The following is a 13,587-nucleotide window of genomic DNA, read 5'->3' on the forward strand; positions in this document are numbered from 1 at the left end:
GCGAGGCGCGGCAGCCCGGAGACGCGGGCTCAGCGGGCGCGACGGTGCACGGACTGCGGTGTCAGGTACGCGGACAGACCCTCGACGCCGTACTCGAGGCCGAGCCCGGAATCATGGCGCCCACCGAACGGCGCGAAGTGGTTCGACGCGAAGAAGTTGAGACCGATCGAGCCGGTGTCCACGCGGCGCGCGACGCGCAGCGCGGCATCCTCGTCTGCACCGAACACGATGCCGCCCAGGCCGAACCGCGTCGAGTTCGCGATCGCCACCGCGTCGTCGACATCGCGCGCGGGCAGGATCGTGACGACCGGCCCGAAGATCTCCTCCTGCGCGATGCGCATGTCCGCGCGTACATCCGCGAAGACCGTCGGCGCGACGAACGCCCCACCGGCCACCGGCGCGGGAACATCGCCGCCGAGCGTCACGCGCGCGCCTTCCTCCACCCCCGCCCGGATCAAGCCGCGCACCGAAGCCTGCTGCGCGGCGGTCGCGACCGGGCCGAACACCGTGGTCGGATCCAGCGGATCGCCGACCGACGCCGCGCCGATCACCGAGGTCACCATCTCGACGAGCTCGTCGTACCGCTCCGGCGTCGCGATCAGGCGGGTCGAGATGTAGCAGGTCTGCCCGGTGTTGCGGATGCAGCTGCGCAGCAGCACTCCCGCCATCGCGTCGAGGTCGGCATCCGGCAGCACGATCGCCGCGGACTTGCCGCCCAGCTCGAGCGTCACCGGCCGCAGGAGCTCGCCGCACGCCGCGGCGATCCGCCGGCCGACGGGGGTCGACCCGGTGAACGCCACTTTGTCGACGTCCGGATGCCGCACGAGCGCATCTCCCGTCGCCCCGCTTCCGGTCACGAGGTTGATCACGCCGGGCGGGATGCCGGCCTCATCCGCCGCGTCGAGGAGGAAGCGCACCGAGAGCGGAGTGGGTGAGGCGGGCTTGATCACGACGGTGCACCCGGCCAGCAGCGCCGGGGCGAGCTTGATCACGACGAGGTTGATCGGGAAGTTCCACGGCGCGATGAGCGCGCACACCCCCACCGGATCCCGCGCGACGAGCGTCTCGTTGACGCCGCCGGGGAACGGACGGATGTCCGGATTCTCGAGGAAGCCCGCCAGATCGGCGAAGACCCGCAGAATGGCTGCCGCATTCCCTGCAGCACCGGACGTCTCGGCGATCGGCGACCCGTTCTCAAGCGTGTTCGTGAGCGCGAGAGGTTCGGCCCGACGCTCGATCGCCGCCGCCATGCGCCGAAGGGCGTCGGCGCGGGCGCTCGGTGCGAGCGCCGCCCACGCGGGGAACGCCGCGCGCGCCGCACGCACGGCGGCATCCACCTCGGATGCCGAAGCCTCGGGAACCGAGCCCCACCGCTCCCCCGTCGCCGGATCGATCACCGGCGACACGGACCCCGACGACGCGACCTCGTCTCCGCCGATCCGCAGGGTCGCCACTTCGGCGTAAGGCACGTCGGCGATGGCTGCGCGGTGGCGCTCCCGCATCCGCTCGACGAGTCCCGGAACATCCGTCGGCAGGTCGGCCAGCGTGCTCACGACAGCTGCTCCGTCTTGAGCAGCACCTCGGAGCGCGCGAGCTCGGCCTCCGCCATCTGCACCGCGGCCTCGGTGAGCAGCTCGGGCACGATCTCGGACCGCAGACGCCGGCAGTATTCCGCCGGTGTCAGGCCGAACCACCCCGACGCGAGCGCGATGCCCGCCGGCGTGAAGCGCCAGAGCCGGTCGGCGTCGCGGACGAGGCTGTCTTCGAGCGAGTGGGACTCGGGGCGGGTGTCGTGCCCGTCGATGATGTCGGTCACGCGCGCCACGAACTCGTCGTCGTAGCCGAGCGGGGGCAGCACCTCACGCGCGATGTCGCAGCCGTGCCGCTCGTGCTCGTAGCGCACGTCGGCCTTGCGCCAGTCGCCGGTGAACCCCTCGCTCAGGATGCGGGTCTCGTCCACGCGGGCCCAGCCGGTGTCGTGCAGGAGGATCGCGACGCGGACGACGAGGGCGTCCGCATCCGGGTAGGCGTCGCACAGTCGCTCGGCGAACGCGAACGAGATCGGCAGGTGGATGTCGTTCGCACGCGTGCGCGATTCGGCGACGATCGCCCGCCAGATCGGGTCGAGGTCGCGATCCCGGTCGTCGGCGTGGATCGGGGAGATGTCGACGGGGTTCGTGGTCTGGACGGTCATGGCCTCACCTCAGGATGCGAGCGCCACGGGGGCGTCGACGACGGATTGCTTCAGCGGCACGCCGGTGTCGGCGGCGGCGAGCGGGGGGATGGTCCTGCCCTTGGCGAGCACCTGCTTGATCGCGAGGAACTCGGCGGGCTGGTTGACGCAGTCGGCGGCGATGAGCCGCCCGTCGCGGTAGTACAGGACGGCGAACCTCTCGGCATCCGGTTCGCCCCGCACGACCACGGAGTCGTAGCCGGCCGAGAGCCCGGCGATCTGCAGCTTGAGGTCCGCCTGGTCCGACCAGAACCACGGCACCGTCGAGTACGACGCGTCCTGACCGAGCAGCGTCGCTGCGGCGATCTTCGCCTGCTCGAGGGCGTTGTTGACGCTCTCGATGCGGATCATGCCGCCGAGACCTGCGGGGTACGGGTTCGGCATGATCGCGCAGTCGCCGGCGGCGACGGTGCGTCCGTCCGACGCGCGGCACGCGGAGTCGACGACGATGCCGCCGGCGACGTCGAGGCCGAGCTGCACGGCGAGCTCGACCCGCGGGATCACGCCGATGCCGACCACGACGAGGTCCGCCGGGAGCACACGACCGTCCTCGAGCTCGACGCCGGTGACCGAACCGCGCCGCCCCGCGGCGGAAGCATCCTCTCCGAGGATCCGCGCGAGCCGCGCGCCGAGGATCACCTCCGTGCCGCGCCGGCGGTGGGCCGCGAGGTAGAAGTCGCTCGTCGGCTCGGCGACCACGCGGCCGATGAGGCGCCCGGTCCCTTCGACGAGCGTCACCTTCTTGCCGAGCTGCCGGGCGACCGCCGCCGCCTCCAGGCCGATGAAGCCGCCGCCGATCACGACGACGCGCTCGGCACCGGGCTCGGCGAGCGCCGGGCCGAGCGAGATCGCGTCGTCCGCATCGCGCAGGTAGTGCACGCCGCGGTAGTCGGTGCCGGGCAGAGCGAGTCGCCGCGCGGACGCTCCCGTGGTGAGCGCCAGCCGCGTGAACGGGATCTGCCGCCCGCCGAGCGTGTGGGCGACGCCGGAGCCGCCGGGCTCGCGGTGGATCGTGACGACGCGATCGCCCGCGATGAGCTGGATGTCGCGATCCTCGTACCACTGGCGGGTGCGCAGGATCACGTCGTCGGGCTCGAGCTCGCCCTTGAGCCACCCCTTCGACAACGGCGGCCGCTGGTACGGGCGGTGCCCCTCCTCGCCGATCATGACGATCGGATCGGCGTCGCCGAGGTCGCGCAGCGTCGCGGCGAGCTGCACGCCCGCCTGGCACGTGCCGACGATGAGCGTGGTCTGCATCAGAGCTGCTCGCTCGGCGTCGTGACGTGGTACTCGCACCCGTCGACGAGCTTGATCTGGCACGACAGCCGTGAGCTCTCCCGGCGGTCCACGGCGGTGCCGTCGAGCATCTCGTCCTCGAGATCGCCCGGACCGCCCACCAGCTCGAGCGTGTCCGGAGCGACGAAAACGTGGCACGTCGCACAGGACAGGCTGCCGCCGCATTCGCCGACGATGCCGGGGACGCCGTTGCGGACGGCGGTCTCCATGACCGAGTCGCCGGGTCGTCCGTCGATCGTCGTGACGCTGCCGTCATCGGCGGTATAGACGACTCTGCTCATTGCTGCTCCTTGGAATGTCTAGATGAACTGCCGGCCGCCGTCGACGACGAGGGTCTGACCGGTGATGAAGGCGGCGTCCGGACCGGCGAGGAAGAGGACGGCGCCGACGATGTCGTCGGGCTGGATGGGACGCTTGATGGATCCCCGCTCGATGCCGTACGACGCGGCATCCTCGATCAGCCCGTGGCTCGCCTCGGTGAGCGTGAATCCGGGCGCGACGGCGTTCACCGTGATCCCGCGGGCTCCGAGCTCTTTCGCGAGCACGCGCGTGAGGCCGATCACGCCGGCTTTCGACGCGACGTAGTGCGCCCAGTGGGCGGACCCGCTCAGCACGGTCGCGGAGGACACGTTCACGATGCGGCCGTCGTCGTTCAGGTGCGGCGAGCACGCCCGGGCGATCTGCCACGGACCCTTGAGGTTCACGGCCATCACACGATCCCACTCCGCTTCGTCGATCTCCTCGAAGGGCGACCGCGTGAGGGTCGCATAGATCGCCGCGTTGTTCACGACGACGTCGATCCCGCCGGGACCGGATGCCGCGGCCAGAGCCGCGAGGGAGGCCGAAGAGGCGGCATCCGTCACGTCGACGCCGGTGCCGACGACGTCGAGACCCTCGGCGGCGAGCTCGGACGCCGCTCGCTCGGCACCGGTCCGATCGATGTCGGCGATCACCACGACATCGCCCCGGCGGGCGAACGCCTCGGCGAACGCGCGCCCGAGCCCTCCCGCGGCGCCCGTGACGATCACGGTGCGCGGCGGAGCCGGGGAGGACGATGTCGTGGTGTCGGTCACGGTCGCGCCTCAGTCGAGGACCGTCACGGTGCCGGAGTTGCCATCCACGCGCAGCATCTGACCGGTGCGGATTTCGGAGGACGCGGTGCCGGTGCCGGTGACGGCGGGCATGCCGTATTCGCGGCAGACGATCGCGGCGTGGCTCATCATTCCGCCGATGTCGGTGACGGTCGCGCGGATCTTCCCGAAGATCGGTCCCCAGCTGGGCGCGGTGACGGGAGCCACGAGGATCTCGCCCTCCTGCACGTCGGCGAGCTGGTCGGCGCTGGAGATCACGCGGGCGGGCCCCTCGGCGATGCCCGGTGAGGCGGCCATCCCCTTGAGGGTGCCTTCGGGGACGTCGCCCTTGCCGAGCCAGTTCTGGATCTGGTCGTCGGTGATGCCCCACAGCATGAGCGTGAAGGGTTCGGTGATCACCGCGGGGGGCGTGTTCAGCGCCGGCTGCGGGCGGGCGGTGGAGAGCGCCTCGATGATCCCGCGGCGACGCTCGATCTCGACGGGCCAGTAGTCGGGTCCGATCGCGGGCGCGCCGACCATCCACGCGTTCACGTAGTCGAAGAGCGCTTCGCGCACCTCGTCGCGGCGGAGGTAGAACATGTCGTTCGCCTGCGGCCAGAAGCCCTGCGCGTGCAGCACGGCCGAGAGCTGGCGGGCCTTGCGCCAGAAGACGCCCATCGTCCAGTGCTCGATGTGGAAGTTGTGGTTCTCCACGTACGGGTACACCGTGCGCGCGAGGCCCAGCTTGCCGTGGAAGGTCTCCAGAGCCTCGCCGTCCAGCAGTTCGGCGTACTCCCCGGTGATGCGGTCGCGCTCGGCGACGAGCTCATCGACGTGCCGGTCGATGTCGGCGCCGTTCTGCAGCCGCTCGATGTAGCCCTTGACGAACGCGAGCGGAGTCTCGGGCACGTCGCGCCAGTACTCGTCGTGCGCGTAGAAGCCGTTTCCGGTCGTGAAGTTGAACCACGGGTCCTGGGCGCCCTGCCACGCCTGCGTCCATGCCGCGCCTGCGGGGTCGGCAGCGATCGCCGCGAGCAGGGCGGCGGCATCCGACGTGTCGGCGAAATGAGCAACGAGTCCGTCGCGTACCGCGATCTTCGCGAGGTTCTTCAGCTCGTCGTCGGGACGGAACAGCTCCATGTCGACGCCCTGCACCATCGTCGCGATCGCCTGGTCGGGGATGCGGGGGAAGACCTCCTTGCAGAACATGAAGAGGTCGAGGTACGCGACGTAGCCGAGGTTCAGGAACTCGAAGTGGTACTGCCACGCGCGGTAGGCCAGCGCGATGAGGCGGTCGTAGTCGGCAAGGAGCTCGGTGGAGGGGCCGGTGCCCTTGCCGCTGAGCACGTCGTCGATCGCGATCGCATCCGGAAGGGCGGCGAACTCGATGGACTCGAGCTCGTCGATCGTGGCCTTGAGCTTCGTGTGCCAGTTGGCCAGCAGGCTCTCCCAGTTCTGGAAGTAATGGCCGGCGCGCTGCATGAACTGCGGGACGCGCGCCTCGATGTGCTGCGGGTCGACGGCGACGGGCGACATGAAGACGTACCCGTTGTGGATGCGGTACTCGATGCCGTTCGCCGTCGGGATCAGCAGCTGCCGGGAGTTGTACTGGCCGAGACACCCGACGGCGAACTCGAACCCGATCGTCTCGAACGGCTTCGTGACGGTGGGCCAGTGCTGGCTGTCGCAGAACCAGAACTTCGCCTCCTCGGTCTCGCGACGGTTGTCCTGGAAGACCAGGTTGTAGGCGTAGAGGTCCTTCCAGCCCTCGGCGCCGGCGGGAGCCGGCTGCTCGTAGGGGCTCGGGAAGGCGTTCTTCGCGGGTGAGAGGACAGCGGTCGCCTGTGACATGTCGGGCCTTTCGGGTTGCGGTTCGGGTTGTTCGGGTGATGCGGGTTATCGTGCGGGGTCTGCTCAGCGGCCGATCTGGGCCATGAGCGACTGGGTTATGCTCGCGATGCCGAAGCCGGAGGTCGACGGGGCCTTCTCGCTCGCCTTGGAAGCCCAGACTGTCTCGGGGCGCGACTGCAGAAGCAGCAGGTTCTCGCCGTCCGGGAGCCCCCGGTCGATCGCCCACTCGATGTCCTGCGGTGAGCCGAAGTGCTTCTCGGCGCGTTTGGCCATCGCGGCGACCGCCGTCACCTCCGCGTCGGTCAGGCACCGGACGCTGCGCCGCTCGGGCTCGACCTCGTGCTCGCGGATGCCGCGGGCGTCGGCATCCGGAACCAGCTCGATGTGCTTGTCGCCCAGGTGTTCCGCCGAGATCGTGAGCATGACCTTGTCGACGTGCAGATTGTCGGGGGTGACCAGGCCCGAGACGACGAGCTCGCCGAGCCCCCACGCGGCGTCGATCACGATCGTGGACCGGTCACCGTTGGACGGGTCGACGGTCATCGCGACGCCGGCGGCCTTCGCGTCGACCATCTTCTGCACCGCGACCGCCATCGACAGGCCTTCGTTCGGGATCCCGGCGCGCAGGCGGTAGACGATCGCGCGGGACGTGTACAGCGACGCCCAGCAGCGCCGCACGTGCTCGGCGACCTCGTCGCGACCGATGAGCCAGAGGTAGGTGTCCTGCTGGCCGGCGAAGCTCGCATCGGGCAGGTCCTCAGCCGTGGCGGAGGAGCGGACGGCGACCGGGGTCTCCTCGGCGAAGCGCGACTGCAGCGCGGCGTACGCCTCGGAGAACTCGTCGTGGATCTCCGGCGGCACCGGGCGCTTGAGGATCTCGTCGCGGATCTGCGCGGAGACCCGGTCGATGCTCTCGACGTCGTCGGGGTCGATCGTGGCGAGCAGGGCGTGGATGTCGTCGGCGATGCCGGAGCTCTCGATGAAGGCCGTGTACGCGTCCGTGGTGATCGCGAAGCCGGGAGGGACCGGCATCCCGGCCGTCGTGAGGGCGACGAGCGAGGCGCACTTGCCGCCGAGGAGCTCGATCGGTGCGGGGCCGGTCTCGTCGAAGAAGCGGGTGAACAGGCGCTCTGACATGTCAGGCCTCCCAGGTGACGGGGACGGACGTGGGGACGCGGAAGGAGAGGTTCTCGCCGAATGCGATCGGGGCGCCGGTCAGGCGCAGGCTCGGCACGGCGGCGGCCGTCTCTTCGAGGACGATGCGGTCCTGGAGCTTGGCGAGCATGTTGCCGAGGCAGTAGTGGATGCCGTATCCGAACGACATGTGGTTGCGCGCGTCGGTGCGGTCGATGTCGAACACGTCGGGGTGGGCGAACACGTCCTCGTCGCGGTTGGCCGAGCCCATCACGAGCAGGATGCCGGCGCCCTCGGGAATCGACACTCCCCCGATCTCGGTGTCGCGGAGGGCCTTGCGGCGCCAGGCGACGATCGAGCCGCTGTAGCGGAGGACCTCGTCGATCGCCGACGGGATGCGGGACGGATCGGCGACGATCGCCTCCCATGCCGCCCGGTGGCCGAGGAGGACGCGGATCGAGTTCGCGATCAGGGTCGTCGTCGTCTCGTGGCCGGCGAACAGCAGGCTGTAGCAGAGCGAGGCGATCTCATGATCGGTGATCTCGGCGCCCGCACCCTGCGCTTCGACGAGGTCCGCGATCAGGCTGTCGCCGCCCTCCTGGTGGGCTTCGACGACCAGGCGCTGGCACTCCTGCCAGTACTCGACGAGGTTGTGCGCGTGTGGGATCTGCTGCTCGTCGCTGAGGTCGCCCCACGTCATCGCGCCCCGCGAGTCCGACCAGCGCTTGTACGTGGGCACCATCGCGGGGTCGACGCCGAGGAGCGTGAGGATCGTGATCGTCGGGATGTCGAAGGCGATGTCGCGGAGGAAGTCGCCCTGCCGCTCGGGGGTGGCGAGCATGCGCCGCAGCGCTGCACGCGTGTTCTCGCGGATCGTCGGCTCAAGCGCCTTGAACCGCCGCGGCGTGAACGCGCGTTGGGCGATCGCGCGGATGCGGGTGTGGTCCGGGGGGATGCGGGCCGACAGGCCGGAGTACGCCGTGAAGCCCCCCTCCTTCATGATCCGCGTCGCTTCCGGGCCGCGCTCGCGCACCGGGGCCTGCGCGTTCTCGCTCGAGAAGGTCTCCCAGTCGTCGAACACGGCGCGGACGTCGGCCCAGCGTGTGACGACCCAGAGACCGACCCGCTCGTCGTACATGACGGGCTCTTCGCGGCGCAGGCGCTCGTAGGCGGGGAAGGGGTCGGTCATGTCGAACGGCTCGTACCCGTGGTGGTCGGCGCCGGCGGTGAAGGCCGTGTGGTCGACAGGGCAAGCGGCATCCGCGGCCCTCGAGGGCGCCGCCTCGTGCAGGTCGGTGCGGGATGCTGCCATGACGACTCCTTCGTTCTGCGCCGGTGCAGGGGCACCACTCGGTGCGCTGGTCACATTCCACCTCCGCCCTTCGCGCCGCCGGTAGCGGACTTCCGCTGAGTGAAAATGAGGTGCTCCGGGCCGCGGGGCTCCGGCCTCACGGCTCGCAGGGAGAAGCCGCCGACGCTGCGCTCGATGCGATGCGCGATGCCGCGCATCGCCGGCAGGTGCCGCTCCAGCCCCTCCGCGGTGTCGGCAGCGGTCACGAGTCCCAGGGCAGCCCCGATACCCCCGTCGCGCTGGAAGATCGGCACCGCGATCGAGGCGGAGCCCAGGCGCACCTCATCGGCGGTCAGGGCGTAGCCACGGGCGCGGATGACGTCCAGCTCGATCCGCAGGGCGTCGGGATCGACGTGCGTCTTCGGGGTGCGGCTCTCCAGCGGCTGGGCGAGGACCGCCTCGCGCAGCCAGGACTCCTCATGGGCCAGGAGCACCTTCCCCACCGCCGTGGCGTGCAGCGGCAGCCGCCCGCCCACGCGGGAGGCCTGCGGCACGCGCCGCGAGCCGTACACGCGGTCGATGTAGAGCGCCTCGGTGCGCTCGCGGACGGCGATGTGGACGGTCTCCTGCGTGAGGCTGTAGAGGTCCTGCAGGAGCGGACGGGCGATGTCGCGCACCTGCCGGCCCGCGTGCTGGCCGAGCTCCCACAGGCGCAGGCCGATCTGGTAGCGGCCGTTGTCGTCGCGCTGGAGCGCACCCCAGTCCTCGAGCTCGGCGAGCAGGCGGTGGGTCGTGCTGAGCGCGAGTCCCGTCTCCTGACTGATCTCGGTGAGGCTGCGCGGCGAGAGCGACTGCTCGAACACCGCCAGGATCGACAGCATCCGGCCCGCCACCGTCTGCCCCGGACTGCTCACTCCGCCGGCCATGTCGGCCTCCTCGCCTCGGAGCGCTCCTCGGCGAGCGCTCGCACTTCCGATGAGCGGAAGCGTACTTGCCTGCGGGCCGCTGCGGCTGGGAGTGTGGCCCGCATGAGCTCGCCGACGTCGACGCGCCTGAACCGGGACATACGCGCGCACATCCCGCCGGCATCCGACGTGCCCGGCGTGATATCCCTGCGCGAAGCGGATGCCGCCGTGTGGCGGCTCGCCGCCCCGCACCTCGCGGTCCGCAACAACGACAGCCACACGCTGTACGCGTACGGAATCGCGCGCGCCCTCCTCCCCCTCGTGCCGGATGCCGACCCCGACGTCGTGCTGCCCGCGATCCTTCTGCACGACACCGGCTGGTCCACGGTGTCGGAGGCGCTGATCCTGGAGGCGATCGCGCCGGGCGGCGGACGGCCGGATCTCGTGCGCCGGCATGAGGTCGAGGGCGCTCGGATCGCGTCGTCCGTGTTGTCGGAGCTCGGCCGGCCCGCAGAGCTGGTCGCGCGCGCCGTCGAGATCATCGACGGACACGACTCCCGGTCGGTTGCGCTCTCCCCCTCGGATGCCGTCGTCAAGGATGCCGACAAGGTGTGGCGGGTCACACCCCACGGGGTCGACATCGTGTGCGGCTGGTTCGACCTGACGCGGGAGGAATCGCTGCGAATCACGTCGCTGCGCGTACAGGGGAGCTTGTTCACCGAGCCCGCCCGCGCGATGGCGCGCGGCTTCGCGGCGATCGGGTCGATCGACGTCGCGCCGGAGCGCCAGGGCCTGCGCTGAGCTGCCCGTCCCGCCCCGCGTCGTCGCCGATTGCACGAGCTCTTGCCGAGCGAACGGGACAGGAACGCACACACGCCGTGCACTCGGCGCGGAGCCGTGCACTCGGCGCGGAACGGGCGCCGCGCCCCCGGTCGGAGTAGCATCACTGCGTCCACGGTCGCAGTCTCGAGGGGAAGGTGCGCATGGCCCTGCCCATCCGCCCCGCCGGCCGCGGCACCGGCCGACCCAACCTCGAGCAGGTCGCGGCCGTCGCGGGCGTCTCCCGCGCCACTGTGTCACGAGTTGTGAACCGCGTCCCCTCCGTCGACCCGGACACCCGCGCTCGGGTCGAGAAGGCGATCGACGAGATGGGGTACGTCCCGAACCACGCCGCCCGGAGCCTGGTCACCCACCGCACCGACACGATCGCGCTCGTCGCCGCCGAACCGGACCCGCGGGTCTTCGGCGACCCGTTCTTCTCGGCGATCATCCGCGGGGTCAGTCAGGAGCTCATGGATGCCGGGCTGCAGACCACGCTCCTGATGGCGCAGTCCTACCCCGACCTCGACCGCATCCAGCGGTATCTGCGGACCGCTCCCCTCGACGGCGTCCTGCTGATCTCGGAGCACGCCGACCACGACCCGATCCCCGCCGCCATGGCCGCGGCCGGAGTCCCCCTCGTGATCGGCGGCAGGCCCGTGCAGACCGACATCGAGGTGCCGTACGTCGACAACGACAACGTCGGAGGAGCACGTCTGGCAGCCGAGCACCTGGTCGCGCGCGGCTGCCGTCGCATCGCGACCGTCGCCGGCCCCGAGGACATGTCGGCGGCGACCGACCGCCTCGACGGCTTCCGCGCGGCGCTCGGCGACGCGTTCGATCCGGCGCTGGTCGAGCACGGCGACTTCACACAGACCGGAGGAGAATCGGCGACCGAGCAATTGCTCGAGCGCTCGGCTGACATCGACGGCCTGTTCGCGGCATCCGACCTGATGGCCTTCGGAGCCCTGCGCGCCCTCCGCCGGGCCGGCCGCCGCGTTCCCGACGACGTCGCCGTCGTCGGCTTCGATGACATTCCGCTTGCCGCCGCGGCGGAGCCGCCGCTCACAACGATCCGGCAGCAGACCGTTCGGCAGGGGCGCGCGATGGCGCGACTGCTCCTCTCGATCGCGCGCCCGGATCTGGCGGTCGCCACGGGCGACGGCATCCCCGATGTGAACGGCGTCGACCGGATCGTGCTGCCGGTCGAACTCGTGGTGCGCGAGTCCGCCTGAGCGGCTAGGCCCGGGCCCAGGCGATCTCGACCAGCCGACGGAGGACGTCGGGATCGGCGTCTTCGAGCTTCTTGAGGTAGACGCAGCCGGCGCCCTCGGTGAACGTGCCGAGCTCGGGCAGCAGCGCCTCGCCTTCGGGCGCGTCCTTCAGCCCGTAGATCGTCAGTTGCGCCTTGCGCGGCGAGAAGGCCACCTTCGGCCAGCTCGCCCCCGCGGCGGTATCGGAGCTGCCGAAGCCGACGATCGAGGGTCCCCACATGACCGGTTCCACGCCGGTGACCTGCCGGAAGAGCTCGGCGAGGTCGTGACCCTCACGGACGCGGCGGGCGGGGGTCGCCGCATTCAGGAAGTCCGGAACACTGGCGTCGGTCGGGACGGTCTTCGCTCCTGCCATGCGCCCAGTGTGCCACCGACGGCCGACGTCGGGAACCGACCTTGTCAGACGAAGTCCGCGAGCCCCTCCAGCAGCCGGTCGACGTCGCGATCGTCGTTGTAGGCCGCGAGTCCGACGCGCATCCCCGCGACGACCGGGACGCCCAGCGCGCGGAACGGCTCGTGGGCGTAGAAGCTGCCGGCCGGCGCGAGGACGTCTCGCGCGGCCAGGAATCGGGCGGCCTCGCCCGCATCGCGATCGGCGAACGTGAAGAACAGCGTCGGGGTTCGGCTCATCGCCCGGGAGTGCAGGGTCACGCGCTCGCCGAACCCGGCGAGCGCGTCCTCGATGCGCTCGCGCAGCACGGTCTCATGGGCGTGGAAGAGCGCGAACGCCCGGTTCAAACGCTCGCGTCGGCCGCCGACCGTCGAGGCCGCGGCATCCGCGATGAACTCGATCGCCGCCGTGACGCCCGCCATCGTCTCGTAGGGCAGCGTGCCCAGCTCGAAGCGCTCGGGCACGGCATCCGTCGAGGGCAGCAGCTTGTCGGGGCGCAGCGACTCCAGAAGGGCGGGCGATGCCGCGAGCGCGGCGCAGTGCGGCCCGAAGAACTTGTACGGCGAGCAGACGAAGAAGTCGGCCCCGAGCGCAGCGAGGTCGACGAACGCGTGCGCCGCATAGTGCACGCCGTCGACGTAGACCAGCGCGCCGACGTCGCGTGCGCGGGCCGCGATCGCCAACGGCGGGATCGTGCCGAGGAGATTGGATGCCGCCGTCACGGCGACCAGCCGCGTGCGCTCGTTCACGACCTCGTCGAGGTCGCTCAGATCGAGTTCGGCCGTGGCCGGATCGAGGCGCAGCCACCGGACCGTGACCCCGCGGGCTTCGGCCGCCTGGATCCACGGGCGGACGTTCGCGTCGTGATCGAGCTCGGTGACGACCACTTCGTCGCCCTCGGCCCAGGTCTTCGCGAGCGCGCGGGAGAGGTCGTACGTGAGCTGGGTGGCGCTGCGACCGTAGACGACCCCGCGCGGGTCGGCGCCCACGAGGTCGGCGAGCGCCGCTCGGAACGCGCCGACGGCCTCGTCGGCGTTGCGCTCGCTCGCCACCGACGTGCCGCGATTGGACAGCGGCCCGGTGAGCGTGCGGGCGATCGCCTCCCCGACCACCCGTGGGGTCTGCGTCCCGCCCGGTCCGTCGAAGTGTGCGATGCCCGATCGCAGCGATGGGAAGCCCTCGCGCAGGGCGGCGACGTCGAGGCTCACGGTGCAATCTCCTTCTCGGTCTGGTTCCTCCGTGCCCGAGCGTATCCCCGCCGAGATGGTGGCTTCGCCGCCGAAATGGTGCGTCTCCGCGCGAGATGGCGACCGACGAAGGACC

At 70.9% G+C, this 13,587-nt stretch carries 13 protein-coding genes; 2 read left to right on the forward strand and 11 right to left on the reverse strand.

The annotated features are described in order from the left end of the window. Positions 1-29 precede the first annotated feature (29 nt). The 9 genes from ABD197_RS16095 to ABD197_RS16135 all read right to left on the reverse strand — a co-directional run bounded on the left by ABD197_RS16095 (position 30) and on the right by ABD197_RS16135 (position 9,801). The gene (locus ABD197_RS16095) at positions 30-1,553 is read right to left on the reverse strand and encodes an aldehyde dehydrogenase family protein (protein ID WP_344055995.1); all 1,524 of its coding nucleotides are present in this window, start codon (positions 1,551-1,553) and stop codon (positions 30-32) included. Beyond that, a complete protein-coding gene (locus ABD197_RS16100; RefSeq protein WP_344055996.1) occupies positions 1,550-2,194 on the reverse strand; it encodes an HD domain-containing protein in 645 nt (214 codons plus the stop codon). Before ABD197_RS16100 ends, ABD197_RS16095 begins: the two co-directional genes overlap by 4 nt. Before the next feature lie 9 nt (positions 2,195-2,203). Further along, positions 2,204-3,490 carry an NAD(P)/FAD-dependent oxidoreductase gene (locus ABD197_RS16105; RefSeq protein ID WP_344055997.1) on the reverse strand — a complete coding sequence of 429 codons (1,287 nt, stop codon included), beginning with the start codon at positions 3,488-3,490 and terminating at the stop codon, positions 2,204-2,206. Next, the gene (locus ABD197_RS16110) at positions 3,490-3,810 is read right to left on the reverse strand and encodes a 2Fe-2S iron-sulfur cluster-binding protein (protein ID WP_344055998.1); all 321 of its coding nucleotides are present in this window, start codon (positions 3,808-3,810) and stop codon (positions 3,490-3,492) included. The genes ABD197_RS16105 and ABD197_RS16110 overlap by 1 nt, the downstream gene beginning before the upstream one ends. Positions 3,811-3,828: 18 nt before the next feature. Next, positions 3,829-4,602: an SDR family NAD(P)-dependent oxidoreductase gene (locus tag ABD197_RS16115; protein WP_344055999.1), complete on the reverse strand. Its 774-nt coding sequence runs from the start codon at positions 4,600-4,602 to the stop codon at positions 3,829-3,831. Between the two features lie 9 nt (positions 4,603-4,611). Then, positions 4,612-6,450, reverse strand: a complete 1,839-nt coding sequence (locus tag ABD197_RS16120; protein ID WP_344056000.1) for a PEP-utilizing enzyme — start codon at positions 6,448-6,450, stop codon at positions 4,612-4,614. 63 nt (positions 6,451-6,513) lie between these two features. Beyond that, positions 6,514-7,587: a PEP/pyruvate-binding domain-containing protein gene (locus ABD197_RS16125; RefSeq protein WP_344056001.1), complete on the reverse strand. Its 1,074-nt coding sequence runs from the start codon at positions 7,585-7,587 to the stop codon at positions 6,514-6,516. A gap of 1 nt (position 7,588) precedes the next feature. Beyond that, complete coding sequence (locus tag ABD197_RS16130; RefSeq protein ID WP_344056002.1) at positions 7,589-8,896, reverse strand: cytochrome P450; 1,308 nt, start codon at positions 8,894-8,896, stop codon at positions 7,589-7,591. A gap of 50 nt (positions 8,897-8,946) precedes the next feature. After that, positions 8,947-9,801: an IclR family transcriptional regulator gene (locus tag ABD197_RS16135; RefSeq protein ID WP_344056003.1), complete on the reverse strand. Its 855-nt coding sequence runs from the start codon at positions 9,799-9,801 to the stop codon at positions 8,947-8,949. A gap of 102 nt (positions 9,802-9,903) precedes the next feature. Between ABD197_RS16135 and ABD197_RS16140 the strand changes: the two genes are divergently transcribed. Next, complete coding sequence (locus tag ABD197_RS16140) at positions 9,904-10,581, forward strand: HD domain-containing protein (RefSeq protein ID WP_344056004.1); 678 nt, start codon at positions 9,904-9,906, stop codon at positions 10,579-10,581. A gap of 182 nt (positions 10,582-10,763) precedes the next feature. Beyond that, entirely contained in the window at positions 10,764-11,834 is a 1,071-nt protein-coding gene (locus ABD197_RS16145; protein WP_344056005.1) for a LacI family DNA-binding transcriptional regulator, read from the forward strand. A 4-nt stretch (positions 11,835-11,838) separates the two neighbouring features. Here the strand turns inward: ABD197_RS16145 and ABD197_RS16150 are convergent, their stop codons facing one another. Then, complete coding sequence (locus ABD197_RS16150; protein ID WP_344056006.1) at positions 11,839-12,228, reverse strand: DUF1801 domain-containing protein; 390 nt, start codon at positions 12,226-12,228, stop codon at positions 11,839-11,841. A gap of 44 nt (positions 12,229-12,272) precedes the next feature. After that, on the reverse strand, positions 12,273-13,472 hold the full coding sequence (locus ABD197_RS16155) for a cysteine desulfurase-like protein (protein ID WP_344056007.1): 1,200 nt from the start codon (positions 13,470-13,472) through the stop codon (positions 12,273-12,275). Between the last annotated feature and the right edge of the window lie 115 nt (positions 13,473-13,587).

The organism is Microbacterium lacus (assembly GCF_039531105.1).
GTDB lineage: Bacteria > Actinomycetota > Actinomycetes > Actinomycetales > Microbacteriaceae > Microbacterium > Microbacterium lacus.